This window comes from Morganella psychrotolerans (genome assembly GCF_001676155.1).
In the GTDB taxonomy this organism is placed as follows: Bacteria; Pseudomonadota; Gammaproteobacteria; order Enterobacterales; family Enterobacteriaceae; genus Morganella; species Morganella psychrotolerans.
This window is the reverse complement of record NZ_LZEW01000001.1, coordinates 496,027-522,007: the sequence shown is the minus strand read 5'-3', so window position 1 is coordinate 522,007 and position 25,981 is coordinate 496,027. Positions and strand designations below refer to the sequence as shown.

Genomic DNA, 25,981 nt, shown 5'->3' with positions numbered 1-25,981 from the left:
AGAATAGACCGGATAGATGAGATAAACTTATCATAGACATCGCTCCTTTAAGGGCGATATCTTAGCGTAAAAATCTTTTGATTATTTATGAGAGATCACAGAAAACAAAAATAATATTTTTATGACCTGGGTATAACCACTATCCACCGCAATAAACGGCAGATAATGGTTCAAAAATTATACATTTTTTCTCTCAATGGTTTCCTCACCCCAGTATAATCTGTCCGCATCTGTTTTGGAGAATGCCAGTGGCAGCACCTCATCAGAGCCCTCTTCCCAGATTTGTTCTGCTAAAATTTCGTCATTACCGGCCAGTTCAAAGATAGCCTGTGCAATTTCAACAGAGGTTTCGCGAACTTTTGCCCACGCCGCAATATCATGTGGGTCTTTCATAGTCTGGCTCCTTAGTTTCATCCGCCGAGATTTAAATGCTGTAAAAAACATATCGGCAACAGACTGAGTATAGCCGGAAAATACCCTAAATATACTATTCTGACTCACACCTGTTAATTTTGCCCTTCCCATTAATGTTATTAAATAAATTATAAATCCTGCTGCCTTAAATCCGGAATTTCGTTATTTATTCACCTATAAAAAAAACTAATGCGATAATAGATGCTGTTCATAATAAAAATCATCAACTCACTGAATTCTCCGGAAAATTCTGCGTTACTCGCTCTGAGAAATGTGTCACACTATTTAGTGAAAATCCTGTTTTTGGATTAAAAAAAATAATAGTTACTTTTTTAATATACCGGATATCTTTATGGACGAAAATACACCTGTCACACCCGCGGCAACCGCGCCCCGGGGCGAACTTAAACGCAGTCTGACCAACCGCCATATTCAGCTTATTTCTATCAGCGGGGCTATCGGCACCGGACTGTTTATGGGATCCGGAAAAACCATTTCGCTGGCAGGTCCCTCGGTTTTATTTGTATATATGATTATCGGATTTGTTCTGTTCTTTGTAATGCGGGCAATGGGCGAAATTCTTCTCTCAAACCTTAATTATAAATCGTTCAGTGATTTTGCCGGTGATCTGATAGGTCCCTGGGCCGGTTTTTTTGTGGGATGGACTTACTGGTTCTGCTGGGTAATTACCGGCATTGCCGATGTGGTGGCGATCACCGGCTATATTATGCACTGGGCGCCGGATTTTCCGCGCTGGGTCAGTTCCCTGCTCTGCATTCTGCTGCTGTTATCCCTGAATCTTGCGACCGTGAAATTATTTGGTGAGATGGAATTTTGGTTTTCAATGATAAAAATTGTCGCCATTGTTGCACTTATTATTATCGGCGCATTTCTTATCGGCACGCACTTTGTGTCACCTGAAGGACATCAGGCGGCGCTGTCAAATATCTGGTCTGACGGAGGTATGTTCCCGAAAGGGATTATCGGCTTCTTTGCCGGGTTCCAGATAGCCATATTCGCGTTTGTCGGTATTGAACTGGTCGGTACGGCGGCAGCTGAAACCCGTGACCCGACCAAAGCCCTGCCCCGTGCCATTAATGCTATCCCGTTTCGCATCATTGCATTCTATGTGCTGGCGCTGATCATTATTATGTCAGTAACGCCGTGGCGCTCTATTCCGGCGGATAAAAGTCCGTTTGTTGAATTGTTTATTATGATAGGAATACCTGCGGCAGCAAGCCTGGTGAACTTTGTGGTATTAACCGCCGCCGCATCATCTGCCAACAGTGGCGTATTCTCCACCAGCCGGATGTTATTCGGATTATCAAAACAGGGCAGCGCACCAAAGCAGTTTCGTCAGTTATCGAAACAGGCTGTTCCGGCGACCGGGTTGATTTTTACCTGCATCTGCCTTTCTGTCGGGGTTGTGCTGCTCTATTTTATCCCGGATGTGATGCATGTGTTCACCCTGGTAACAACCGTATCGGCTATCCTGTTTATGTTTATCTGGAGCATGATCCTGTGTAGTTATCTGGCTTATCGCCGTCGCCGTCCGGAATTGCACCTTGCCTCTGCATATAAAATGCCGTTCGGTCGCTGGATCCCCTGGGTCTGCCTGGCGTTTTTTGCTTTTGTGATTGTGCTGTTAACCCTGGAGCCGGATACCCGTCAGGCACTGATCGTCACGCCGTTATGGTTTGTGCTGCTGGCAGTCGGCTACCGGCAGGTAAAAAAAACATCGCAGTCTGTAAAATACGATAAAAAAAATCCCGGCGCAGTCTGTACTGTGCCGGGATTTTTTATACTACGAAATATTTATACTACGAAATCTTTATACTACAGAATGTTTATACTACAGAATGTTTATACCCAACGTCATTCGGGATGCAGGAAGGCGGCAAGGGAAGATAGTTGGGGAGCATACATTAGTATGTGACCCGGCTAGCTGAGTACCGCCAACGAACCTGCAGTTTGAATGAATAAGGGTACGCTTATTCTGCATGACCAAGATACCGCTTCTCCGCCTGAGCAAACCGCTCCTGCGCTGTTTTACCCGGTGCTTTTCCTGCCAGACTGACAACCACTATTGCAATCACCGCCAGGATAAAGCCCGGAATAATTTCATATAAATCAAACCATTTATATTCCATCCAGAGAAGAACGGTAACGGCACCGGTAAACATGCCCGCCAGTGCACCGTTGCGGGTCATGCGCTGCCAGATAACCGAGAACAGCACAACCGGTCCGAATGCGGCACCGAACCCGGCCCATGCGTTACTCACTAACCCGAGCACTTTATTGTCTTTGTCGCTGGCGATATAGATGGCAATCACCGCGATCACCAGCACCATAATGCGCCCGACCATCACCATCTCTTTTTGTGAAGCATTTTTACGGAAGAACGGCTTATAGATATCTTCTGTCAGCGCACTGGCACTGACCAGTAACTGACAGCTCAGCGTACTCATTACCGCCGCAAGAATAGCGGACAACAGAATACCGGCTATCCACGGATTAAACAGGATAGCTGTCAGGCTCATAAAGATGCGCTCACGGTTTTCAGTTACCGCACCGGCAAGCGACGGATTTTGCTCGAAAAAGGCGATCCCGAAGAACCCCACACAGACTGTTCCGAGCAGACAGAGCACCATCCAGGTCATACTGATACGGCGTGCGCTGCGGATGGTATGGTGTGAATCCGCCGCCATAAAACGCGCCAGAATATGTGGCTGCCCGAAATATCCCAGCCCCCAGCCGAGCAGAGAAATTATCGCGATAACATCCAGCCCGCGGAACATATCCACATACGCCGGGCTTTTTGCTTCAATAATCGCCAGCGCGGTGTCAAACCCGCCGACAGAAACAACCACCATAACGGGGGTCAGGATCAGGGCAAAAATCATCAGTGTTGCCTGAACCGTGTCCGTCCAGCTTACGGCAAGAAAACCACCGAGGAACGTGTATGCGATTGTCGCACCCGCCCCGATCCACATGGCTTTTTCATAGCTGATGCCAAAGGTGCTTTCAAACAGCAGACCACCCGCCACAATGCCGGACGCGCAGTAAATCGTGAAAAAGATTAAGATCACGGCAGCGGACACAATACGCAGGATGCGGCTTTTGTCCTCAAAACGCTGAGTGAAATAATCCGGCAGTGTCAGCGCATTGTTTACCTCTGTCTGTAACCGCAGGCGTCCGGCGACAATCCGCCAGTTCAGCCACGCGCCCAGACACAGACCTATAGCAATCCAGGATTCTGAAATACCGGAGAAAAAAACCACGCCCGGCAAGCCCATCAGCAGCCAGCCACTCATATCTGACGCGCCTGCCGATAATGCGGTAACAAAACTGCCCATCCGGCGACCGCCGAGAATATAGTCATCAAATGTGGTGGTGGAGCGGTAAGCCATATAGCCGATAAACAGCATACCGAAGATGTAGACAATAAATGTCACCAGCAACGGTGTTGTCAGTGTCATATTCATAGTTGAGTTCCTGTACTGAATTTATAATCCGTCATTACATCAGCATTGCGTGTACAGGCTCTCCTGCCCGCTGCATGATGGCATCACACCCGCAGGAGAAGCAGAGTATCACTATGTTGTACTGGTATTACTGTGTTGCACATAGTGGCTGCTCTCTCCTGCCGGCACAGATAATGCCCCGTTAATCATTATTTTTTTATCTGCCGGTAATGTGTTGTGTTCCGTTTAATAGTAACGACAACAACAATAAAATAACAATTAATTAACGATACTGAAGTGAAAATTCGTGACTTTCATCACGAGAGTGATCATCCGTTTACGATGATATTAATCACTTGATTTAATCATTATACGCCTTTAAATAACCAATACACCATTGTTATATAATGATTTTATTTTAACCAGTACGGGTTATTTATTAATCACTTCATATTAATGGTATTAAACAGCGATATTATTCACACTTTAGGTATTCTTTTATTTAACAACGTTGCACAAAGTTGCAACTTGCCGGATATTGATACGTAACTTAGATACAACGCTGCTTATGAGGAGTGAACATGGCGAGTACCACAATGGGTGTAAGGCTGGATGATGAAACCCGCGGGCAGATTAAACTGGCGGCACAAAAGATTGACCGGACCCCGCACTGGCTTATCAAACAAGCCATTTTTGAGTATCTCGCGCAGCTCAGTGCTCAGCCGGAAAGTAAACTACCTGAACCCGGAGTTAATGCATCCGGGGATGAAGCAGAACTGACAGCACACCCGGTTGCTTATCAGCCATTTCTTGAATTTGCCGGGGATATTCTGCCGCAGTCGGTAAAACGGGCAGCCATCACCTCCGCCTACCGGACACCGGAGCCGGAAGCCGTGTCTATGCTGCTCCCTCCGGCACAGTTGTCCCCGGAACAGGCGCAGGCAGCTTATAAACTGGCTTACGGGCTGGCTGAAAAACTGCGCAACCAGAAAAACAGCAGCGGGCGCGCCGGTCTGGTGCAGGGATTATTACAGGAATTTTCACTCTCCTCTCAGGAGGGGATCGCGCTGATGTGCCTGGCGGAAGCTCTGCTGCGTATTCCTGATAAAGCCACGCGTGATGCGCTTATCCGCGATAAAATCAGTACCGGAGACTGGAATTCACACCTCGGGCAGAGCAAATCCATGTTTGTAAATGCTGCCACCTGGGGATTGCTGTTTACCGGCAAACTGGTGGCGACACACAATGAAGCCGGGCTGTCCCGCTCCCTTAACCGGATCCTGAGCAAAAGCGGTGAACCGCTGGTGCGCAAGGGCGTGGATATGGCAATGCGCCTGATGGGCGAGCAGTTTGTCACCGGCGAAACGATCGCACAAGCGCTGGCTAATGCCCGCAAAAATGAAGCCCGCGGGTTCCGCTACTCTTATGACATGCTGGGTGAAGCCGCACTAACAGAAGCAGATGCGCAGGCCTATCTTCTTTCTTATCAGCAGGCTATCAATGCTATCGGCAAAGCATCGGGCGGGCGCGGAATTTATGAGGGACCGGGAATTTCGATTAAACTCTCCGCCCTGCATCCGCGTTACAGCCGCGCACAGTATGACCGGGTGATGGATGAATTGTACCCGCGCCTGCTGAGCCTGGTGCTGATGGCGCGCCAGTATGATATCGGGATTAATATTGATGCCGAAGAAGCTGACCGGCTGGAGATCTCCCTCGATTTGCTGGAAAAACTCTGCTTTGACCCGCAACTGGCGGGCTGGAACGGGATCGGTTTTGTTATCCAGGCGTATCAGAAACGCTGCCCGGCAGTCGTGGATTATCTTATTGATCTCGCTTCACGCAGCCAGCGCCGCCTGATGATCCGTCTGGTAAAAGGGGCATACTGGGACAGCGAAATCAAACGCGCCCAGGTGGACGGATTAGAGGGATACCCGGTTTATACCCGCAAGGTTTATACGGATATCTCGTATCTCGCCTGCGCACGCAAGCTGCTGTCTGTACCGAATCTGATTTATCCGCAGTTTGCCACACATAATGCACATACATTGTCTGCCATTTATCATCTGGCGGGTAATAATTACTATCCGGGACAATATGAATTTCAGTGCCTTCACGGTATGGGTGAGCCACTGTATGAGCAGGTGGTCGGGAAAATCGCTGATGGCAAACTGAACCGACCGTGCCGCGTGTATGCACCGGTCGGAACTCATGAAACACTGCTGGCGTATCTGGTGCGCCGCCTGCTGGAAAATGGCGCGAATACCTCGTTTGTTAACCGGATAGCTGACGGCAATATTCCGCTGGAAACCCTGGTGGAAGACCCGGTGAGGGAGGTTCTGTCTGTAGCGGAAAAAGAGGGCGCGGTTGGTCTGCCTCACCCTAAAATTCCGCTGCCGCGTCAGTTATTCGGCAATTCACGGGTCAATGCCGCCGGTCTTGATCTGAGTAACGAGCACCGCCTGGCGTCACTCTCCTGCGCCCTGCTCAGCCGCGCCGGTGACACACTTTATTGTGAGCCGCTTACCGGCAGTGATTTTGTATCTGCATCCCCGGTTGACCGGCTGCCGGTCAGAAATCCCGCCGATCATAATGATATTGTCGGGCATGTACGCCCTTGCGCAGAAGATGAGGTCGACAGCGCGCTTGCCACGGCTGAACAAGCCGCCGGTATTTGGTTTGCGACTCCGGCGGAAGATCGCGCAGCAATTCTGTGCAAAGCGGCACAGCTTATGGAAGCAGAACTTCAGCCACTGCTGGGCATTCTGGTGCGCGAAGCCGGGAAAACCTACGCCAATGCCATCGCCGAAGTCCGCGAAGCAGTTGATTTCCTCAATTATTATGCCGCACAAGTGCGGACACATTTTGCCAATGATACCCACCGCCCGCTGGGACCTGTGGTCTGTATCAGTCCGTGGAACTTCCCGCTGGCCATTTTTACCGGGCAGATAGCCGCCGCCCTTGCCGCCGGAAACCCGGTACTGGCAAAACCGGCAGAGCAGACACCACTGATAGCCTCTGTTGCCGTCGGATTGCTGCATCAGGCCGGTGTGCCGCGTGATGTTCTGCAACTGCTGCCGGGAGAGGGTGAAACCACCGGCAACCAGTTGGTATGTGACCCGCGTGTTCGCGGCGTAATGTTTACCGGATCGACCGCGGTTGCAAAAATTTTGCAGCGCAACCTGGCGGCACGGCTCTGCACAGAAGGTCAGGTTATCCCGCTGATCGCAGAAACCGGCGGGCTGAATGCCATGATTGTGGATTCCTCCGCGCTGACCGAACAGGTTGTCACTGATGTGATAAGTTCAGCGTTTGACAGTGCCGGACAGCGCTGTTCGGCGCTGCGCCTGCTCTGCATTCAGGAAGATGTGGCTGATCGCACCATCACCATGCTCAAAGGTGCGATGGCAGAATGCCGGGCAGGAAACCCGGAAATACTCGCAACCGATATCGGTCCGGTGATTGATGAAGAGGCACATAACAGTATCCGTCAGCATATTCAGCTGATGCGCAGCAGAGGTAAACCGGTGTATCAGGCAGCATTCGCCATGGATGCCGGTTTGCCGCAATTACTGAACGGCACCTTTATTCCTCCGACACTGATTGAGCTGGATGATGTAACCGAACTGACGCAGGAAATTTTTGGTCCGGTGCTGCATGTGGTGCGCTATCCGCGTGACAGTCTGGCTGACCTGACGGCGAAAATTAATGCCGGTGGTTACGGGCTGACATTCGGAATTCATACGCGAATAGATGAAACTATCACACAACTGATACAGCAGATTGATGCCGGGAATATTTATGTGAACCGCAACATTGTCGGCGCAGTGGTCGGCGTTCAGCCATTCGGCGGCGAGGGACTTTCCGGCACCGGGCCGAAAGCCGGCGGACCGCTCTATCTCCACCGCCTGCTTGCGGAACAACCCGATGATTCCGTGATGAATGCCCTGGCAGAAATTGATAACAGTACCGCGCCGGATGTCACTCTGCACACACAGTTACAGGTGCCGTTCAATGCATTCTGTGCCTGGCTGCAATCACAACACAGCGATGATGTTCTGCCCGCAATCACCCGCTATGGCACACTCTCACAAGCCGGAACCTGCCGCCTGTTACCGGGACCGACCGGCGAGCGCAACAGTTATCATCTGCTGCCGCGCGGTACCATTCTCGGGTTAAATGACACAGAACATGATGCATTGCTGCAACTGGGTGCGACACTTGCCACCGGCTGCCGCCAGCTCTTTGCGGACACGGATCACACCCGCGCACTGTATAACCGGTTGCCGGATGCTGTCCGCTCTCAGGTAACACTGGCAGCGGATTGGGCAGCTGAATCTGTTGAATTTAACGGGGTTATTTTCCACGGAGACAGTGACAAGCTGCTGGCAGTGAACCGGGAAATTGCATCGCGCCCGGGGGCAATTATCCCGGTTGCCGGTTTAAGCCACGGAGAAACACATATTCCGCTGATGTTGTTAATGCATGAACGGGCTGTCAGTGTGAATACCGCAGCCGCAGGCGGAAATGCCAGCCTGATGACCATTGGCTGACCAACAATAACCAATTGATTTAAAATAAAAATATACACTCTGAATAATTCGGGATGCATGTATACCCAACGTCATTCAGGATGCAGGAAGGCGGCAAACTCAGACCGCCGGGGAGCATACATGAGTATGTGACCCGACTGGCTGAGCGAAGCCAACGCACCTGCAGCTTGAATGAATAAGGGTATAAAAACGGAAAAAGGGAACGAATGTCCCCTTTGTTCTATCTGTTAAAGATAAAAAAAAGTCAGGCTCTGTAACTCAGTGCCCTTTGCCCTGCCAGTGCAGATACTGTTCGTACTTGCGCAGTGCAATATTGTAGTTACTCAGTGCGGAGTCAGATAAATCTTCACTCAGCTGTGCCTGAATAATTTCAGTTGAAAATGCAGTGGTGGTCGGGAACGCTTTCGAGGAAAGCAGTTCGTCGAGGCGGCGTAAGCGGACAACATATTCGCGTACGGTGCTGTGGCTCATTTCAGTCTCTTCAAACAGATACTGTTTAAATGCCATAATATCGAAGTAATCTGTCGCACTGTTGCAGTAAATTTCGCTGCAAAAACGGCACAGTGCCACAAATTTGTCCTGTAATCCCATCCAGATAGTATCATCGATCATATCCGTCATTTCAGAAATGGCTTCTTTATTGATCAATTGACCATTAAAGACCAGTGAAATGCGGTCGAGGGTTTTCTGGCAGTGACTGCAGTGGGTCTGGCTATGTTTAAAATCTTTAATATAACGGCTTACAGGCCGTTTCTTTTGTTTTGAAACAGACATAATTCTGGCGCCTTGTGTAGTCTAGTCTAATAAAATAAATCAAAGATAAAGTCAAAGTTACTTCATGGATTTTAAGCGGGCCCGCAGCCTTTTTATTGCCTGGCTGTGTAACTGGCTGACGCGGGATTCCCCTACGTCCAGCACTGCGCCTATCTCCTTAAGGTTCAGCTCTTCCTGATAGTAAAGAGTCAAAACCAGTTTTTCACGTTCAGGTAGTTGTTTTATCGCCTCAACCACCTGGTGACGCAAACTTTCGTCTACCAACAAACCGAGCGGGTTTCCCCCGTCTTCATCATCACGGACGGGTTCGCAACTCTCGCCGTGGATCTCGTGCCACTCATCATAGGAAAATAGCTGGCTGTTATTAGTGTCAGTTAACACCTGACGATATTCCGCTATATCCATCTCTAATGAGTCAGCAATCTCCTGTTCGGTGGCAGTGCGCCCTAATGACTGCTCTAATGCACGCACCGCTTTCGTTATTTCCCGCGCCTGACGGCGCACACTGCGGGGTGCCCAATCTCTTCCCCGCAATTCATCCAGCATTGCACCACGAACCCGTTGTACCGCGTAGGTCGCAAATGTCGCGCCCTGCATGGCGTCAAACCGTTCAACCGCATGCAGTAAGCCGATACCCCCGGCCTGAATTAAGTCGTCAATATCAACGCTTGCCGGTAATCTTACCTGCAATTTCAGGGCTTCGTGCCGGATAAGGGGATAATAACGTTCCCACAGGCTATTTTTGTTGATAACACCTTCGGCGGTATACAAATCACTCACAACCTGAAAACCCTTCGAGTTTCATGAAAGGCTTTTATTATCGTGCCCGAAAAAGAATTCAATCCGGTGAGTAGTGAGGTAAATCACGCCTTATTTGCCTTATCCTAAATCACCTCATTAACAAATAGCAATACTCTCTTTCATATTTAGCATCTTTTTTTTCAAAATCACGGTTATTTTATATGATAAAAAGAAAAATATATGTTCATTGATAGAATAAAAAAAACAAATAATTAGAGCATTATTTGTTCTGTTATGGGTAACAGCCATAAAAAAAAGGTCAGAATATTCTGACCTTTCAAATATGTTAACGCTATTACGTATATAGACGTATATTAACGTAACAGGCTCAGAACGCCGTTAGGGATCTGGTTTGCCTGTGCTAACACAGCAGTACCTGCTTGTTGCAGGATCTGACCACGGCTCATGTTAGACACTTCAACTGCGAAGTCTGCATCTTCGATACGGCTGCGTGCAGCGCTCAGGTTGTTAACAGAGTTGTTCAGGTTGTTGATGGTAGACTGCATACGGTTCTGGATAGCACCCAGGTCTGAACGCAGGCTGTCAACTGTTGCCAGTGCTTTGTCTAAAGTACCCAGAGGACCTTTAGCATCAAGTGCTTCTTGTTCAGTGGCGCTTAACGCAGCAGGAGCACCAAAAACTAATGTCGCAGCAGTTGCACCATCAACACCGCTGGCAGCAGTTGCTGTCACGCTTGCTTTCAGCGTAACATCTTTACCATCTACTTTACCCTGAATGAAGACATTGCCTTTATCTTCTGTACCATCAGCTTTGATCTGGTAAGAAACTTTAGCACCTTCAATGTCTTTACCACCGAACTTCAGACCATCAAGAGCGGTCTGAGCAACAGCTTTACCGGCAGTGTCGTCTTTAGCAGTACCTTTCAGATCAGCAGCAAAATCATCTGCTGACAGAGTTTTACCGAATTTAACGCTGCTTGCATCAAAACCGGTCAGACCTAATACTTCGCTGTCGATTTTTTTCAGGTTGATATCGATAGTTTCTGAATCGTTAGTACCCACCTGAACTTTCATTGAAGTATCTTTGCTCAGTACTTTCACGCCATTGAACTGAGTTTGTTCAGAGATACGGTTGATTTCGTCCATACGGGCTTTAACTTCTTTATTGATTGACTCGATGTCGCTCTTGGAGTTAGTCCCGTTTTGCGCCTGAACAGTCAGCTCACGAACACGCTGTAAGTTGTCGTTGATTTCGTTAACAGCGCCTTCAGCGGTCTGTGCGATAGAGATACCGTCGTTAGCATTACGTGCAGCCTGAGTCAGACCTTTAACGTTTGAAGTGAAGCGGTTGGCAATTGCCTGGCCTGCTGCATCGTCTTTTGCACTGTTGATGCGTGAACCTGAAGACAGACGCTCGATTGCAGAACCCAGTACGCCCTGTGAACGGTTTAAGTTGTTCTGAGTAGTCAGAGAAAGAACGTTAGTGTTGATAACCTGTGCCATGATATATGTCCTTGTTATTGAAAATAATAAACAGCGTTTATCTGTTTGGGTTTCTGATTTTCGCCAGTAATAACACTATCGGCACCCGGACAGGTCACTTTAGTTTTTTTAGTAAATATTTTTAGAAAATCGTCGGGGAAAATTTATCAGCAGGCATAAAAAAAAGCCGGAACAGAGGTTCCGGCGAAACATTAAAACAGAGGAATGCTTTGATTTATTTGTATAATTTGTCCGCTAACGGATTAACGCAGTAAGCTCAGTACTGACTGAGGCACCTGGTTTGCCTGTGCCAGTACAGAGGTACCCGCCTGCTGCAGAATCTGACCACGGCTCATATTTGACACCTCGGTGGCGAAATCCGCATCCTGAATACGGCTGCGTGCCGCGCTCAGGTTGTTCACTGAGTTGTTCAGGTTATTGATGGTGGACTGCATACGGTTCTGGAACGCACCGAGCTGGCTGCGCTGGGAATCTACTTTGGACAGTGCTTTATCTAAGGTACCCAGCGCATCTTTATCATCCAGGGCTTTCAGTTCTGTCGCATCTAATTCTGCCACACCGGTAAATTCCAGTTTTCCGGCGGTCGTACCTGCTGCGGCAGTCGCCGTAACGCCGGCTTTCAGTACCACATCCTTACCATCAACTTTACCCCTGATGTAGACGTTTGCTTTATCCACGGTGCCATCAGCTTTAATTTGGTAAGAAACTTTAGCATTTGTGACATTTTTATTGGCTAACTGTATACCCTTAAATCCGTCCTCTGCGGCCTTCAGCGCTTCTGCGTCAGTGCCTGTACCTTTGATGTCTGCAACAAAATCACCTGCTGACAACGACGCACCAAATTTAGATGCTGCAATATCCAGTTTATCCAGACCTAAAGACGCACCGTCCACTTTTTTCAGGTCGATATCAATAGTCTCACTGTCATTCGTTCCGACCTGGAAACTCATTTTGGTATCTGATGATAATACTTTGATGCCGTTAAACTGGGTTTGCTCTGAAATACGGTCGATTTCTTTCAGACGCTGACCGACTTCTTCTTTAATAGAGTTAATATCACTCTCTGAGTTAGTCCCGTTCTGTGCCTGGACTGACAGTTCGCGGATACGCTGTAAATTGTCATTAATTTCGTTGACCGCACCTTCCGTCACCTGCGCAATAGAAATACCGTCGCTGGCGTTACGGGATGCCTGGGTCAGACCGCGTACATTCGATGTAAAACGGTTGGCAATCGCCTGACCTGCCGCATCATCTTTTGCACTGTTAATACGGGCACCGGAAGAAAGACGCTCAATTGCTGTACCCAGCATACCTTGTGAGCGGTTTAAATTATTCTGGGTAACCAGAGACAGGACGTTAGTATTAATAACTTGTGCCATGATGATATATCCTATTTTATTGAATGAAATAATCTGAATTATTGTTATTCCGCCTTGGCGGGGTAATATTAATAACGGCACAAATAGTTGATTTATAACACGATAAAGGTCGTTTTTTTTATCTTAATACGACGGAATCACTGACACGGGAAATTTAATCTTAAAAATAAAAAAAAGCCGGAACAAAGGTTCCGGCCGGGTATTAAGACAGAGGGATTAATTTATCGGAATAATTTATCTTTTACCGATTAACGCAGTAAGCTCAGGACTGACTGCGGCACCTGGTTTGCCTGTGCCAGCACAGAGGTACCCGCCTGCTGCAGAATCTGACCACGGCTCATATTTGATACTTCAGTGGCGAAATCCGCATCCTGAATACGGCTGCGTGCCGCGCTCAGGTTATTAACCGAGTTGTTCAGGTTATTGATGGTGGACTGCATACGGTTCTGGAACGCACCAAGCTGGCTGCGCTGAGAATCTACTTTGGACAGTGCTTTATCTAAGGTACCCAGCGCATCTTTATCATCCAGGGCTTTCAGTTCTGTCGCATCTAATTCTGCCACATTCTCAAATTCAAGTTTCCCCGGAACCGCAGCTGCTCCCGGCGTCACCTTGACATCCGCTTTCAATGTCACATCCTTACCATTAACTTTACCCCTGATGTGGACGCTTCCTTTATCCACAGTGCCATCAGCTTTAATTTGGTAAGAAACCTTGGCATTTGTGACAACGTTAGCACCTAACTTAATGCCCTTGAGTCCGTCCTCTGCAGCCTTCAGCACTTCTGCGTCAGTAGCCGTACCTGTACCTTTAATGTCCGCAACAAAATCACCTGCTGACAACGACGCACCAAATTTAGAGGCCGCAATATCCAGTTTATCCAGACCTAAAGAGGCACCATCCACTTTCTTCAGATCGATATCAATAGTCTCACTGTCATTTGTTCCGACCTGGAAACTCATTTTGGTATCTGATGATAATACCTTGATGCCGTTAAACTGGGTTTGCTCTGAGATACGGTCAATTTCTTTCAGGCGCTGACCGACTTCTTCTTTAATGGAGTTAATGTCACTTTCGGAGTTAGTACCGTTCTGCGCCTGTACTGACAGTTCGCGGATACGCTGTAAATTGTCATTTATTTCATTGACCGCACCTTCCGTGACCTGCGCAATGGAGATACCATCGCTGGCATTACGTGATGCCTGGGTCAGACCGCGTACATTCGACGTGAAACGGTTGGCAATTGCCTGACCTGCCGCATCATCTTTTGCACTGTTAATACGGGCACCGGAAGAAAGACGCTCAATTGCTGTACCCAGCATACCTTGCGAACGATTTAAATTATTCTGGGTAACCAGAGACAGGACGTTAGTATTAATAACTTGTGCCATGATGATATTTCCTATTTTTTGAATGAAATAATCTGAATTATTTTTATTCCGCCGTGGCGGGGTAATACTGTTAACGGGTAATAATTCATTTTATTTACAGACAAAAAGTCGCCATATTGTTAATTATCGATATTTATAGCCGGAAAATAGTGGAATTTATCATTTCTTCTTTATACGCTCTGACCTTGCTGTGAGGTGGCAATTTGCCGGTACCTGCTTAATAGAGACAATAAACCGGCTTTATCTGCGCAACTCCACCCATCATTTTTTGTTGTCAACGCTAAAATTATCCCGCAACCAACCGATAACTATGTAAAACCACTTTAATTCAGGAGAAGCACATGGCAGGCATAGCATCGTTAGGAGTTGGCGCGGGAATGGATCTCAATAAGCAGCTGGACATGTTAGAAGCCGCAGAAATGCGCCGTCTGGAGCCATTAGCCGCTCAGAAAACAGCGTGTGATGCTCAGATCAGTGCATTCGGTAAGTTACAGTCTTCACTGGAAAAATTAAAATCAGCGGCGGAAGCCCTGAAAAAAATACGACGATATCAGTACCACCAAAGTCAGTGGTGAATACAAAAGCTTTGATGTCTCAACCGACGGTAAAGCCGTTCCGGGTGTATATGATGTGCGGGTGGATAAATTAGCCAAAGCACAGACTATTGCAACCAAAGGTCAGGCAGATAATAAAGCAGACCTCGGGGACACCTCCGCAGATACACGTACAATTAAAATTACCCAGGGTGATGGTACTGATCCGAAGAAAGTCTTTGAAGTGACACTGGATAAAGAACATACCTCATTAATTGAAATTGCCGATGCTATCAATAAAAAGGATAAAGGGGTTTCTGCCTCTGTTGTTAAAGACAGTAACAATGAATATCATCTGGTTTTAACCTCAAAAACCGAAGGGATAGATTCCCGTATCAGTGTAAATGTCACTGGTGATACTAAACTTGCTAATGTGCTGGACTGCACTTCAGGGGTTAAAGAAGAGCCAGTAGACCCTGCCAAGCCGACCGGACCCAAAATTAAGGTAACCGAGGTGTCCGGCGGTAATATGGAGCAAAAAGTCGCCGCTAATAATGCGCGGCTGAATATCAATGGTTTTGATATTGAAACCAGCACCAATGTCGTAAAAGATGAGTTTCCGGGTCTGAAACTGACTCTGAAAAAAGAGAGTGAAAACGGTAAAGAAGACCACCTGATTATTTCTACGGATATTGAACCGGCAAAGAACAAGATCAAAGCATGGGTGGATGCCTATAACGAGTATCAGAAACTCAGCACTGAGCTGACGAAATATACTCAGACCGAAAGTGGAAAGGCAGCTGATAAAAGTAATGGTCCGCTGATTGGCGACTCTACTTTGCGTGGTATTCAAAATACGATGCGCGGCCAGATCCGTACTCCGAACGGCAGTGGTGAAGTAGACACCATGAATAAACTCGGTATTAAGCAGAAGCTTGACGGAACACTGGAAATTGATACTAAAAAATTAGACAAGGCACTTGGCGAAAATTCGTCCAGCGTAAAAGAATTTTTCGCCGGTGACGGAGAGAAAACCGGTTTTGCGACTGAAAACTTTAATTACCTGAAAAAGACATTAGACAGTCGTGAAGGCACTATTCATAACGCGACTGATGGTCTGGAGAAAAAGAAAAAAGGCATCGATAAACGTATCGAGCAAACCACCAAACAGATTGAAAACTCGATGGATTTATACCGCCGTCAGTTTCAGAATCTGGATAAAATGATGAATACCCTTAGTGGTACCACCCAGGCACTCGGCAAAATGTTAGGTTAAAAATATGTATCAACGCAAGGCAAATCAGGCTTACCAACAAGTTAATCTTGAAAGTGAAATTACCAATGCCTCGCCATATCAGTTGATCCGGATTTTGTTTAACGGGGCGCTCAGCGCCCTTCGTCGCAGCGAAATCTTTATGGAGCAAAATGATATTGCCGCCAAGGGCAAAGAACTGTCTAAAGCCATTAATATTATCGATAATGGCTTAAAACAGGCGCTGGATTATGAGGCGGGAGGTGAATTAGCGCATAATCTGGCTTCACTGTATGACTATATGATTATGCGGTTACTTAACGCTAATATCGAAAATAACGTGACCTATATAAAAGAGGTCTATCAACTGCTTTCCGATCTCGCAGAAACATGGCAACAAATCGGGGCAAATGTGGATGAAAGATAACCAGGTGAGTACTCAAACAACCATTAATTTACACGATATATATAGCCATGTTTTAGTACTGAGTGAGGAACTTGTTACCCTGGCAAAAAACAGTGAATGGGATTCATTAATCGCCCGTGAAACTGATTATGTCAGTGCTGTTGAATATCTGACACACATATCTCATGAGCTTGAAAAAGAACAGCCGGTTACCGGCGAATTAGTTGAAGTACTGCAAGCCATCATTGAGAATGAACGGGTAACAAAAACCTATTTGCAAGATCACCTTAACTATCTGAGCAAAGAAATAAAACAGTTGGATCAACAACGGGTGATTAATAAAAGTTACGGGCAGTTTAATGACCCGGATTATTCGATTAATATTAAGCCAATGGAATAACCTTTTGCAGGTCAGAGCTGTACATTAAAACAATCAAAAATACCGTCTGACCTATTCCGGACGGATGGGACGTTCCTCCGCCAGACCGGAATTTTATTACCCGGCCACGTTTTGTGTGCCGGGTTTTACGCGATTGCCTAAAAATAACCCGGCTATCACCGCCAGAAAACCACCGATAATACTCACCAGAAGGTAACTTACCCCCGTCAACAGTAATCCGGGCGATGACATTATTTCAAATGCACCGTACACAAAACTACTGAAAGTCGATAATCCGCCCATAATACCTGTCGCCACAAGCGCGTTCACATATTGATTAATACGATTGCGCTGCAATAATGCCGCAGTAATTCCCAGCAAAAAAGACGCAATAATGTTCGCTGCCAGAATATCAAGGGGAAAACCATCACTGAGTGATGGCACACCCAGCATCAGTAATTCACGGCAGATTGCACCAAATGCCCCGCCGGCAAAAATCAGAATAACCATATTCATGCTGTCTTCCTTATGCCGCAAGCCAGATGCCTGTTGCCGCAGCAACAAGACCACACACCACAGAAAGCAGTAAATAACTGAATGCCAATATCCGCTGCTGCGTATTGACAAGTTTTGCCGCATCCAGTTGCATACTGCTGAATGTGGTATATCCACCCAAAATCCCGGTTAAAATCGCCGCATGCAGAAAAGAACCAAAGCGGTCATGCCAGTCAATAACAAACAATGTGCTTAAAAAACCGATAATAAACGCACCGGAAACATTAATGATAAAGGTACCCAGCGGAAAATGACCGTGATAACGTTCTCCGACAAGTTTTCCGACCCACCAGCGCAGCAATGAACCGCTGCCGCCACCTGCCCCAACCCAGAAAATATCTGTCACCGTCATAATAACCCACCTGTTGATTACTCTCAGGATAAATACGCATAGCTGATAGTGTAGGTTTTCCGGCTGAATTTCACAATTAACCGACAAGAATTAATCAAATTAATGCAAACACACTGTTAGAATAAACCCGTTGTGAGTTCCGCACTGTAATATCCCGGCATATTCTGTTTTTCGTGGATTTATAATGCCGTACACAGAAAAATACCGGCAGCAACAGCAGGGTAAATCCATATCCGGAAATACAATTTGGCTGCATACCGTCACGGAACTAATATGATTTTTCCGTGGTCAAAGAAATACAGAACCGGATTTCCCGTTACTTACTAAGGATTGCTGATGAAACTTACTTATATTCTTGCCCCTGCGCTTTTATTACTTGCCGGATGCAGCCACAGCTACAGAGCAGACCAAACCCCTGCCCCGTCAAAAGTTTTATATATTGATTCTCAGTTGGCAGACTGTGTCGGTGTTGCACCGATGAAATGTATGAAAGTAAAAGAAAAACCAAATGCAGAATGGGAATTTTTCTATCAAAATATTGATGGGTTTACCTACGAACCGGGCTACTTGTACCGGATCGCGGTCAAAGTAACCGATATCCCGAATCCACCAGCTGATGCGCCAAGTGCCAGATATGAATTGTTAACCGTACTGGATAAAGACAGGAAATAAATACATCCGATGAAAAAAGTAATTTTACTGATAACAGCCGGTGTTATTGCCGGTTGTTCATCCGCCCCGCAAAGTTCGCAAAAAATAGGAATGGCAAACCCGGCATCCGTATATTGTGAACAATCCGGCGGTACGCTTAAAATAAAAGATACGGCTGATGGTCAGGTTGGTTATTGTACATTACCGGACGGCAGTGAAATTGAAGAATGGGCACTGTACCGCCGTGACCATAAATAAAAAGAGTGGAATATAGGCAGGGGTGATAAATTATCACCCCTGCTCTGTATACAATGAATAAGGGTAGATAAATTTATTTACTTTTTATCAGCTTACAGGTGCGACCTTTATCTTCGGCGACACGGCCGTTAACGGCATCATCTTCCGAAATAGTAGCTAAATTAAACTCGTTCTTTCCTTTCGACCAAATCTGGAAGTTTTCCCCGACATAACGGGCGCCGCTTGCCGCGACAGCTTCTTTCAAAACAATTAACTCATCGCTGTATAACATCACTGCCGTTTTTTCATCCGGGAACGATACTTTGATCTTTTGCCCATCACAATTATAGGCTTCTGTTTTTGCAGCAAACGCCGGGCTTGCCAGCAATACAGAAACTAACGCAACAGCAGATACAGACAGAATTTTACGCATTGCTTTCTCCTGAAAACGAGTAAAACAGCTATTTATTTTGATGCAGATTAATTATCTTCTTATCTCGCGCAACAGAAATAGGATATCTCTGTAATTATCTGTTTTGTTGCATTTATATACCCGGCAACTGTACATGCTATACAAAGAAAATGAATGAAATTATTATCAATACTTCCGGTGATTACTTATTAATATAATATACGCAGCCATCATATAAATATTCTGTCGTATTCACCTCAATACAAATATTCAATCATCTTTTTCAAACAGCTCCTCAATACTTTTAGTCGTATAGAACAGGTTGTTTTCATTTCCGCCCTGTAGCTGGATAAAACCCAGCCCGAGATAAAATTTCTTTGCCTTATCGTTCAGCGCTTCAACAAACATGCCGTGAATACCTACCGCTTTTGATGCATGATAAACCACATTCATTGCATGGGCGACAAGCAACTCTCCGCAGCCCTGCCGCTGGATACTTTTATCGATAGCCAGACGCCCCAGGGTTACACTCGGCACGTTTTTGTAGGGCACGCGCTTTTGTTGACTTTTACTCGGCAGATGCTCCCTTTCAAAGCAGCTACCGGATAACGTGTAATATCCCATAACGCGTGGTCTTTCTGCTTTAGTTACCAGCAGATAACCCCGCAAAAATTTGCCTTTATGCTGACGCTTCAGGTGGTCAGTGAGGAACATATTCAGATAGTTATCTCCACAATCGAAATGGCTTAAATCATAATCCATTTCCTCAGAGAATATTTTTATCTTTAAGTCGTTCACTCATTTCTCCAGTTTCTGTAAACGTCTGGCGGCTTGTTTCAGCCGGCGGTTCGGCGATGGCGGATTATCGAGTGCATTCTGAACCAGATTCCATGATTCTTCACTAAGAATCAGGCGACGGTGCTGTTCAATAACTTCTACTGCACGCAGTGAAGCAGTGCTGACCATGAATTGAGAAATAGACTGGTTAGTCATTGCCGCAGCTTCCTCAATCATATTTTTGTCTTCTTCATTTAATCTCAGGTCAATGCGCTGTTTTTTCAGTGCTGACATGGTCTTTCTCCCTGACCATTTGATGAACGGAAAATGGTCAATTTTTAGTTACTTACGAGCCACCGGGTTCCTGGCTTTTTACTGACTGTATATCCATATTTTGACGTACCGCCAAGTAAGGTACGGTTTTTTACCGTACATTTATAGTAGTACTATACTACCCGAAGTTCAATCACAATGTACATGAACAACACAAACAGACCTTATCATTTACATGCCTGGCCCTGCCTGAAAAGACAAATACTGATACCGAAAATGGAAGGAGAAGAGTGTGTGACTGTGTCGGACACATGCACCTTTGTGTTTCAGCCGCAAGTTACCGCTCATAATGGATTAAAGACAACGCTCTACCCGCCGGATGGGGCACGTTTCATCGAAGATGACATGATGTTTAGGGTGCATGGATGAGTGAAAATGATGCAGACCAGGTTGCAATTATGAATAACAATGCCCCACCCATGCCCCGGGCTAGTTTTGATGTTGACATTTAGTGTTAATTATCAATCAGATAACCACATCACACCGGCATTGACATAATCTCCTGGTATGCAGCAACCAGCTTGTTACGCACCTGAATACCCATTTGCAGGCTCAGGCTGGCTTTTTGCATGTCCACCATAACATCATTGAGTGAAACATCGGCTTTACCCAGGGTAAAGTCTTCCGTTTTCTTCGCAGACTCTACCCGCGTGGTATTAATCTGATTAACGGCTGAAACCAGATGATCACCGAAGCCCACACCCTCAACCACAGGTTTGGTTTGGTTTGCGACCTGTGCTGCCGTTACATTCAGTTGGGAAACAACCCCTTCAATTGCCTGAATCGTCATGTTTTTCTCTTCTGTTATTACGGGTTATTGAATTTCACAGCGCGCTTTTTTTTCCTGCAAAAACACCTGTCATATCTTATGCCGCATTACCCTAACACACCCTTTTTAACTTGAAGCCCGTAAATAACACCTAAATCACAGGCTGATTCCGTCATTAGATTTGTCATTCACGGAGAATAATAGCAGCGTAAAAAAAGTGACGTTACAAAGAGGGAAATTACGTTGTTTCGCCAAAACTATTTTCACCCGTCAAATCTGCAAGGCAGGGAATGTTTATGAGTGCCGCATCACAAGACACCGGAGATACCAAAAAGGGATTAGCCCTGATTATTGACCGTATTAAGGCCGATCCGAAAGTTCCGCTGATGATCGCGGGTGCTGCCGCAATTGCGATTATTGTCGCACTGTTCCTCTGGATGCGAAGCCCGGATTACCGCGTGCTGCTCAGCAATCTGAGTGCAAAAGACGGCGGTGATATTGTCGGTCAGCTGACACAAATGAATATGCCGTATCAGCTCGCGGATAATGGCAGCGCCATTCTGGTGCCTGCGGATAAAGTCCACGAACTGCGTCTTAAACTGGCTCAGGCCGGTTTACCGAAAGGCGGCAATACCGGCTTTGAATTGCTGGACAAAGAGCAGTTCGGCATCAGCCAGTTCAGCGAACAGGTTAACTATCAGCGTGCCCTTGAAGGGGAGCTTTCCCGTACGATTGAATCACTCAGTCCGGTTCAGACCGCGCGGGTTCACCTCGCCATTCCGAAGCCGACTCTGTTTGTCCGCGAACAAAAATCCCCGACCGCATCCGTAACAGTCGGTTTGCTTCCCGGACGCGCCCTGGATGAAGGCCAGATAAGTGCCATTGTGCACATGGTTTCCAGCAGTGTTTCCGGATTAACAACCGCCAACGTGATTATTGTCGATCAGGCCGGACGCCTGCTCACCAACAATGATAACAGCCAGCAATCTGTCAGCACCTCACAGATGAAGCTGACGAATGAAACGGAAGCCCGTCTCAAACAGCGGATTGAAGACTTACTCTCCCCGCTGGTCGGTCGCGCCAACGTTCAGGCTCAGGTTACCGCACAGGTGGATTACTCCAAAGTCGAACAAACGGCTGAAGAGTACAAACCTAACCAGCAGGCGGATACCGGCGCAGTCCGTTCACGCCAGAGCAGCCAGAGTCAGCAAAACAGTAACGGCGGACCGGGCGGTGTGCCGGGCGCGTTATCTAACCAGCCGGTCAGCGCACCTGCTGCGCCGATAGAAACCGCAAAAGCGGATAATAAGGACGCGAAGGATAATAAAACAGCCCCGCGTGCCGATAATAACCGTAATGCCAATATTAATTCGCAGAACGATGAAACCACGAATTACGAAGTGGATCGCAAAATCAGCCATACCCAGCGTCAGATTGGTGTGGTCGATCGCCTCTCTGTAGCGGTCATCATTAACTATCTGCCGCAGAAAGCGGAAGACGGTACAGAAGAGATGAAACCGCTGCCGCCGGAGATGCTTAAAGAGATTGAATCGCTGACCCGTGAAGCAATGGGCTATTCCGTTTCGCGCGGTGACAGTCTGAATATCACCAACACCCGCTTTACGGATGAAGGTCAGATTACAGAAGAACACTCCGTCTTTACCAGTCCGGTGATTATCGCACAGGCGCTGGATTACGGAAAAATTCTGCTGCTGTTACTGGTTGGCTGGCTCCTGTGGCGTCGTGGTATCAAGCCACAATGGCAACGTTACCGCAAAGCACAGCAGGCTGAGAGCGAAGCCCGTCTGTTTAAAGCAACACAAATGAAAACGCCGCTCGTGGCTGATGAAGCCCTCAGTGACGATATGGACGAGAAAACCCGCCGTCGCCTGACCCGTCAGCGTGTCAGTGCCGAGATCCAGAGTCAGCGGATCCGTGAAATGGCAGATAAAGATCCGCAGGTTGTGGCAATGGTTATCAGCCAGTGGTTAGGAAAAGCACAATGAATTTAAGCGGAACAGAAAAGAGCGCCGTCATGCTGATGACGCTCGGTGAAGATCAGGCCGCAGAGGTCTTTAAACACCTGAATAACAAAGAAGTTCAGCAACTGAGTATGGCGGTTTCCAATATGCGCCAGGTCTCTAACGCCGAACTGGCAGAAGTCCTGACTGAATTTGAGGAAGCGGCTATTCAGTACGCGGCACTTAATATCAATACCAATGATTATCTGCGTTCCGTCCTTATCAAGGCGCTGGGCGAAGACCGGGCTGCCAGCCTGCTGGAAGATATTCTTGAGAAGCATGAAAGTGCATCCGGTATTGAAAGCCTCAATTATATGGAGCCGCAGACAGTGGCCGATATTATCCGCGACGAACATCCGCAGATTATCGCTACCATCCTGGTTCACTTAAAACGCAACCTGGCGGCCGATGTACTTGAATTATTCGACGAACGCCAGCGCAATGACATCATGCTGCGTATTGCCACCTTCGGCGGCGTCCAGCCGGCCGCTCTGGCAGAACTCACCGAAGTGCTCAATAACCTGCTCGACGGACAGAATCTCAAGCGCAGCAAAATGGGTGGCGTAAGAACCGCAGCCGAAATCATCAACCTGATGAAAAGTCAGCAGGAAGAAGGTGTTATCGGCGCAATGCGCGATTACGACGGCGAACTGGCACAGCGTATTATCGACGAAATGTTCCTGTTCGAAAACCTTATCGAAGTCGACAACCGCAGCATTCAGCGCATCCTTCAGGATGTTGCCAACGACTCGCTGGTTATTGCACTGAAAGGTTGTAATGAAGAATTACGCGAACACTTCCTGCGCAATATGTCGACCCGTGCGGCAGAAATTGTCCGTGATGATCTGGAATCCCGTTCACCTGTACGTATGTCTCAGGTTGAGAATGAACAGAAATCCATTCTTCTGGTGGTCCGCCGCCTGATGGAAACCGGTGAAATTGTGATTGGTGGTGGTGACGATGTCTATGTCTGATAAGGGAAATAACAATCCTCAGTGGAAACGCTGGCAGCCGCGGGAGCTGAATCAGTGGGATCTTAATTCCTCCGTGCTCCCTGCCCTGTCAGATGTCCCGGAGCCGGATGCCCCTAAAATCCCCTGCCTGGAGCCGCGCGAAGTTCTGGAGCAGATCAATCTGCTGGACAATCTGAAAGAAGAAGCTCAGCGCAGCGGCTTTCAGACCGGTCAGGAGCTCGGCGAAAAGGCCGGGTATGATGCCGGTTTTGCTCAGGGTTTACAGGAAGGCGCGGAGCAAGGTCGTCAGCAGGCTCTGGCAGAGCAGCAACCGGTTACTGATTCCTGGCAGAAATTACTGACTGAGTTCAGCTATTCCCTGGACACCTTTGACACGGTGGTCACCACAAAACTGCTACAGATTGCCCTGACCGCCGCCAAACAAGTGCTCGGACAGCCCGCTGTCTGTGACGGTACCGCGCTGCTGGAAGAGATAAGCCGTCTTCTGAAACAGAAACCCCTGTTTACCGGTCAGCCTGAACTGCGGGTAAACCCGGTACATATTGAGATGCTGGAACAGCATCTCAGCACCCAGCTAAATCTGAACGGCTGGCGGCTGGTGCCGGATCCGCAGCTTCATGCAGGCGGGTGTCGCGTGGTGGCGGATGATGGTGAAATCGACATGAGCGTTGCCACACGCTGGCAGGAGCTGTGCCGGTTATATGCCCCGGAGATCTCATTATGACGGCGCGGATTGGCCGCTGGATTGGCGCGTTGGACGGGCTGGATGCACGGATGAGCGGCGTGCCGATGACCCGCCATTACGGGCGGCTCACTAAAATCACCGGACTTGTGATGGAAGCGGAAGGCATCAAAATGCCTCTCGGTGCGACCTGTTTTATCGAGCGCATCATCAACGGCAAAACAGAAGAAGTCATCTGTGAAGTGGTCGGATTCAACGGACCACGCATGCTGCTGATGCCGCAGGGCTGATGCTGGAAGGAATAGCGCCCGGTGCGCGCGTTTATGCGCAGTCTACCGGCGCGGGCGGGCAGACCAGCCGCCAGTTGCCGCTGGGCGATGAACTGCTCGGGCGGATCCTTGATGCATCCGGCAATCCGCTGGACGGCAAAGGTCCGCTGGACGCTAAAATACGCGCACCTCTGTATACCCCGCCGATTAACCCGCTGGAGCGCAGCCCGATCAAAGATGTACTCGATGTCGGTGTGCGGGCCATCAATGCTCTGCTGACAGTCGGGCGCGGGCAGCGGATGGGATTGTTTGCCGGCTCCGGTGTCGGAAAAAGTGTGCTGCTCGGCATGATGGCGCGCTTTACTCAGGCAGACATTATTGTTGTCGGACTGATTGGCGAGCGCGGGCGCGAAGTTAAAGATTTTATTGAAAATATTCTCGGCGCGGAAGGATTAAAACGCGCCGTTGTTGTCGCAGCACCGGCAGATGTCTCCCCTCTGCTGAGAATGCAGGGCGCATCTTATGCCACCCGTATCGCGGAGTATTACCGTGATCTGGGTCGCAATGTGCTGTTAATTATGGATTCCCTGACCCGTTACAGCATGGCACAACGTGAAATTGCGCTTGCCATCGGAGAACCGCCTGCTACGAAAGGCTATCCTCCGTCGGTGTTCGCAAAATTACCGGCACTGGTAGAACGGGCGGGTAACGGGAAAAACGGTGGCTCTATTACAGCGTTTTATACTGTCCTGACCGAAGGCGATGACCAGCAGGATCCGATTGCTGACTCCGCGCGGGCCATTCTTGACGGCCATATCGTGCTGTCACGCTCGCTGGCTGAATCCGGACACTACCCTGCTATCGATATAGAAGCATCAATCAGCCGTGCAATGACAGAACTTATCGACAAAAGCCATTACAAGAAAATACAGCGGTTCAAACAGCTGACGTCCGCCTATCAGCGCAACCGTGACCTGATTAATGTCGGCGCATATGCCGCAGGCAGTGATCCGATGCTGGACATGGCGATTCAGTGGTTCCCGCACATGGCAAAATTTCTGCAACAGGATATCGATGAACGCTGTGATTACCCGGATGCCTGTGAGCAGCTTGATCAGGTGGTGCCGCAAGCGTAACGAG

The 25,981-nt window shown here is 47.9% G+C and carries 22 protein-coding genes and 2 pseudogenes; 11 read left to right on the top strand and 13 right to left on the bottom strand.

Annotation, left to right across the window (positions count from 1 at the left end; genetic code table 11):
* Nucleotides 1–177: 177 nt before the first annotated feature.
* A complete protein-coding gene (locus AYY16_RS02525; protein WP_067361661.1) occupies nt 178–393 on the bottom strand; it encodes a YccJ family protein in 216 nt (71 codons plus the stop codon).
* 373 nt (nt 394–766) lie between these two features.
* Between AYY16_RS02525 and cycA the strand changes: the two genes are divergently transcribed.
* A complete protein-coding gene (cycA, locus tag AYY16_RS02520; RefSeq protein WP_235846189.1) occupies nt 767–2,350 on the top strand; it encodes a D-serine/D-alanine/glycine transporter in 1,584 nt (527 codons plus the stop codon).
* A gap of 55 nt (nt 2,351–2,405) precedes the next feature.
* On the opposite strand, the gene putP is transcribed toward cycA, so the two are convergent.
* Nucleotides 2,406–3,893 carry a sodium/proline symporter PutP gene (putP, locus tag AYY16_RS02515; RefSeq protein ID WP_067364564.1) on the bottom strand — a complete coding sequence of 496 codons (1,488 nt, stop codon included), beginning with the start codon at nt 3,891–3,893 and terminating at the stop codon, nt 2,406–2,408.
* Nucleotides 3,894–4,459: 566 nt separating this feature from the next.
* Here putP and putA point away from each other — a divergent pair.
* Nucleotides 4,460–8,431 (top strand): trifunctional transcriptional regulator/proline dehydrogenase/L-glutamate gamma-semialdehyde dehydrogenase, encoded by a 3,972-nt coding sequence (putA, locus tag AYY16_RS02510; protein WP_067361658.1) that lies wholly within the window; start codon nt 4,460–4,462, stop codon nt 8,429–8,431.
* 258 nt (nt 8,432–8,689) lie between these two features.
* Here putA and fliZ read toward each other — a convergent pair whose 3' ends face one another.
* The 5 genes from fliZ to AYY16_RS02485 form a co-directional block, all read right to left on the bottom strand.
* Complete coding sequence (gene fliZ / locus AYY16_RS02505; protein ID WP_067361655.1) at nt 8,690–9,205, bottom strand: flagella biosynthesis regulatory protein FliZ; 516 nt, start codon at nt 9,203–9,205, stop codon at nt 8,690–8,692.
* A 57-nt stretch (nt 9,206–9,262) separates the two neighbouring features.
* Complete coding sequence (locus tag AYY16_RS02500; protein ID WP_067361652.1) at nt 9,263–9,985, bottom strand: RNA polymerase sigma factor FliA; 723 nt, start codon at nt 9,983–9,985, stop codon at nt 9,263–9,265.
* A gap of 335 nt (nt 9,986–10,320) precedes the next feature.
* Nucleotides 10,321–11,469: a FliC/FljB family flagellin gene (locus tag AYY16_RS02495; protein ID WP_067361649.1), complete on the bottom strand. Its 1,149-nt coding sequence runs from the start codon at nt 11,467–11,469 to the stop codon at nt 10,321–10,323.
* 242 nt (nt 11,470–11,711) lie between these two features.
* The gene (locus AYY16_RS02490; RefSeq protein ID WP_067361642.1) at nt 11,712–12,848 is read right to left on the bottom strand and encodes a FliC/FljB family flagellin; all 1,137 of its coding nucleotides are present in this window, start codon (nt 12,846–12,848) and stop codon (nt 11,712–11,714) included.
* 248 nt (nt 12,849–13,096) lie between these two features.
* On the bottom strand, nt 13,097–14,239 hold the full coding sequence (locus tag AYY16_RS02485) for a FliC/FljB family flagellin (RefSeq protein ID WP_067361625.1): 1,143 nt from the start codon (nt 14,237–14,239) through the stop codon (nt 13,097–13,099).
* A 341-nt stretch (nt 14,240–14,580) separates the two neighbouring features.
* Between AYY16_RS02485 and fliD the strand changes: the two are divergent.
* From fliD to fliT, 3 genes and pseudogenes are all read left to right on the top strand, one after another.
* Nucleotides 14,581–16,048 (top strand): annotated as a pseudogene (gene fliD, locus AYY16_RS02480) (flagellar filament capping protein FliD).
* Nucleotides 16,049–16,052: 4 nt separating this feature from the next.
* A complete protein-coding gene (gene fliS, locus AYY16_RS02475; RefSeq protein ID WP_067361623.1) occupies nt 16,053–16,451 on the top strand; it encodes a flagellar export chaperone FliS in 399 nt (132 codons plus the stop codon).
* A complete protein-coding gene (fliT, locus tag AYY16_RS02470; RefSeq protein ID WP_067361621.1) occupies nt 16,441–16,830 on the top strand; it encodes a flagellar protein FliT in 390 nt (129 codons plus the stop codon). The genes fliS and fliT overlap by 11 nt, the downstream gene beginning before the upstream one ends.
* A gap of 96 nt (nt 16,831–16,926) precedes the next feature.
* On the opposite strand, the gene AYY16_RS02465 is transcribed toward fliT, so the two are convergent.
* Nucleotides 16,927–17,325 (bottom strand): CrcB family protein, encoded by a 399-nt coding sequence (locus AYY16_RS02465; protein ID WP_067361619.1) that lies wholly within the window; start codon nt 17,323–17,325, stop codon nt 16,927–16,929.
* Between the two features lie 10 nt (nt 17,326–17,335).
* The gene (gene crcB / locus AYY16_RS02460; protein ID WP_067361616.1) at nt 17,336–17,716 is read right to left on the bottom strand and encodes a fluoride efflux transporter CrcB; all 381 of its coding nucleotides are present in this window, start codon (nt 17,714–17,716) and stop codon (nt 17,336–17,338) included.
* 336 nt (nt 17,717–18,052) lie between these two features.
* On the opposite strand from crcB, the gene AYY16_RS20750 reads away from it, so the two are divergent.
* Both AYY16_RS20750 and AYY16_RS20745 read left to right on the top strand, forming a co-directional pair.
* The gene (locus AYY16_RS20750) at nt 18,053–18,388 is read left to right on the top strand and encodes a DUF4377 domain-containing protein (protein WP_067361613.1); all 336 of its coding nucleotides are present in this window, start codon (nt 18,053–18,055) and stop codon (nt 18,386–18,388) included.
* A 9-nt stretch (nt 18,389–18,397) separates the two neighbouring features.
* A complete protein-coding gene (locus tag AYY16_RS20745) occupies nt 18,398–18,625 on the top strand; it encodes a putative hemolysin (RefSeq protein WP_067361610.1) in 228 nt (75 codons plus the stop codon).
* Nucleotides 18,626–18,698: 73 nt separating this feature from the next.
* On the opposite strand, the gene AYY16_RS02445 is transcribed toward AYY16_RS20745, so the two are convergent.
* The 4 genes from AYY16_RS02445 to fliE all read right to left on the bottom strand — a co-directional run bounded on the left by AYY16_RS02445 (nt 18,699) and on the right by fliE (nt 20,916).
* Nucleotides 18,699–19,037 (bottom strand): MliC family protein, encoded by a 339-nt coding sequence (locus AYY16_RS02445; RefSeq protein WP_067361606.1) that lies wholly within the window; start codon nt 19,035–19,037, stop codon nt 18,699–18,701.
* A gap of 249 nt (nt 19,038–19,286) precedes the next feature.
* Nucleotides 19,287–19,778 carry a GNAT family N-acetyltransferase gene (locus tag AYY16_RS02440; protein ID WP_396672811.1) on the bottom strand — a complete coding sequence of 164 codons (492 nt, stop codon included), beginning with the start codon at nt 19,776–19,778 and terminating at the stop codon, nt 19,287–19,289.
* A 36-nt stretch (nt 19,779–19,814) separates the two neighbouring features.
* Complete coding sequence (locus AYY16_RS02435; RefSeq protein ID WP_067361586.1) at nt 19,815–20,087, bottom strand: type II toxin-antitoxin system TacA family antitoxin; 273 nt, start codon at nt 20,085–20,087, stop codon at nt 19,815–19,817.
* Nucleotides 20,088–20,604: 517 nt separating this feature from the next.
* A complete protein-coding gene (gene fliE / locus AYY16_RS02430; RefSeq protein ID WP_067361577.1) occupies nt 20,605–20,916 on the bottom strand; it encodes a flagellar hook-basal body complex protein FliE in 312 nt (103 codons plus the stop codon).
* Between the two features lie 275 nt (nt 20,917–21,191).
* On the opposite strand from fliE, the gene fliF reads away from it, so the two are divergent.
* From fliF to fliI, 4 genes and pseudogenes are all read left to right on the top strand, one after another.
* Complete coding sequence (gene fliF / locus AYY16_RS02425) at nt 21,192–22,901, top strand: flagellar basal-body MS-ring/collar protein FliF (RefSeq protein WP_067361575.1); 1,710 nt, start codon at nt 21,192–21,194, stop codon at nt 22,899–22,901.
* Complete coding sequence (gene fliG, locus AYY16_RS02420; RefSeq protein WP_067361572.1) at nt 22,898–23,890, top strand: flagellar motor switch protein FliG; 993 nt, start codon at nt 22,898–22,900, stop codon at nt 23,888–23,890. Before fliF ends, fliG begins: the two co-directional genes overlap by 4 nt.
* Complete coding sequence (fliH, locus tag AYY16_RS02415; protein ID WP_067361557.1) at nt 23,883–24,614, top strand: flagellar assembly protein FliH; 732 nt, start codon at nt 23,883–23,885, stop codon at nt 24,612–24,614. Before fliG ends, fliH begins: the two co-directional genes overlap by 8 nt.
* A pseudogene (gene fliI, locus AYY16_RS02410) lies at nt 24,611–25,977 on the top strand (flagellar protein export ATPase FliI). The gene fliH and the pseudogene fliI overlap by 4 nt, the downstream one beginning before the upstream one ends.
* The last annotated feature ends 4 nt before the right edge of the window (nt 25,978–25,981 follow it).

Coding starts and splice junctions, on each gene's coding strand:
- AYY16_RS02435 (WP_067361586.1), bottom strand. CDS start 20,087: ATGTCAGCACTGAAAAAACAGCGCATTGACCTGAGATTAAATGAAGAA.
- putA (WP_067361658.1), top strand. CDS start 4,460: ATGGCGAGTACCACAATGGGTGTAAGGCTGGATGATGAAACCCGCGGG.
- fliZ (WP_067361655.1), bottom strand. CDS start 9,205: ATGTCTGTTTCAAAACAAAAGAAACGGCCTGTAAGCCGTTATATTAAA.
- AYY16_RS20745 (WP_067361610.1), top strand. CDS start 18,398: ATGAAAAAAGTAATTTTACTGATAACAGCCGGTGTTATTGCCGGTTGT.
- AYY16_RS02490 (WP_067361642.1), bottom strand. CDS start 12,848: ATGGCACAAGTTATTAATACTAACGTCCTGTCTCTGGTTACCCAGAAT.
- crcB (WP_067361616.1), bottom strand. CDS start 17,716: ATGACGGTGACAGATATTTTCTGGGTTGGGGCAGGTGGCGGCAGCGGT.
- AYY16_RS02465 (WP_067361619.1), bottom strand. CDS start 17,325: ATGAATATGGTTATTCTGATTTTTGCCGGCGGGGCATTTGGTGCAATC.
- AYY16_RS20750 (WP_067361613.1), top strand. CDS start 18,053: ATGAAACTTACTTATATTCTTGCCCCTGCGCTTTTATTACTTGCCGGA.
- fliF (WP_067361575.1), top strand. CDS start 21,192: ATGAGTGCCGCATCACAAGACACCGGAGATACCAAAAAGGGATTAGCC.
- AYY16_RS02495 (WP_067361649.1), bottom strand. CDS start 11,469: ATGGCACAGGTTATCAACACTAACGTTCTTTCTCTGACTACTCAGAAC.
- fliT (WP_067361621.1), top strand. CDS start 16,441: ATGAAAGATAACCAGGTGAGTACTCAAACAACCATTAATTTACACGAT.
- cycA (WP_235846189.1), top strand. CDS start 767: ATGGACGAAAATACACCTGTCACACCCGCGGCAACCGCGCCCCGGGGC.
- AYY16_RS02485 (WP_067361625.1), bottom strand. CDS start 14,239: ATGGCACAAGTTATTAATACTAACGTCCTGTCTCTGGTTACCCAGAAT.
- fliS (WP_067361623.1), top strand. CDS start 16,053: ATGTATCAACGCAAGGCAAATCAGGCTTACCAACAAGTTAATCTTGAA.
- fliH (WP_067361557.1), top strand. CDS start 23,883: ATGTCTGATAAGGGAAATAACAATCCTCAGTGGAAACGCTGGCAGCCG.
- putP (WP_067364564.1), bottom strand. CDS start 3,893: ATGACACTGACAACACCGTTGCTGGTGACATTTATTGTCTACATCTTC.
- fliE (WP_067361577.1), bottom strand. CDS start 20,916: ATGACGATTCAGGCAATTGAAGGGGTTGTTTCCCAACTGAATGTAACG.
- AYY16_RS02525 (WP_067361661.1), bottom strand. CDS start 393: ATGAAAGACCCACATGATATTGCGGCGTGGGCAAAAGTTCGCGAAACC.
- AYY16_RS02445 (WP_067361606.1), bottom strand. CDS start 19,037: ATGCGTAAAATTCTGTCTGTATCTGCTGTTGCGTTAGTTTCTGTATTG.
- AYY16_RS02440 (WP_396672811.1), bottom strand. CDS start 19,778: ATGGATTATGATTTAAGCCATTTCGATTGTGGAGATAACTATCTGAAT.
- fliG (WP_067361572.1), top strand. CDS start 22,898: ATGAATTTAAGCGGAACAGAAAAGAGCGCCGTCATGCTGATGACGCTC.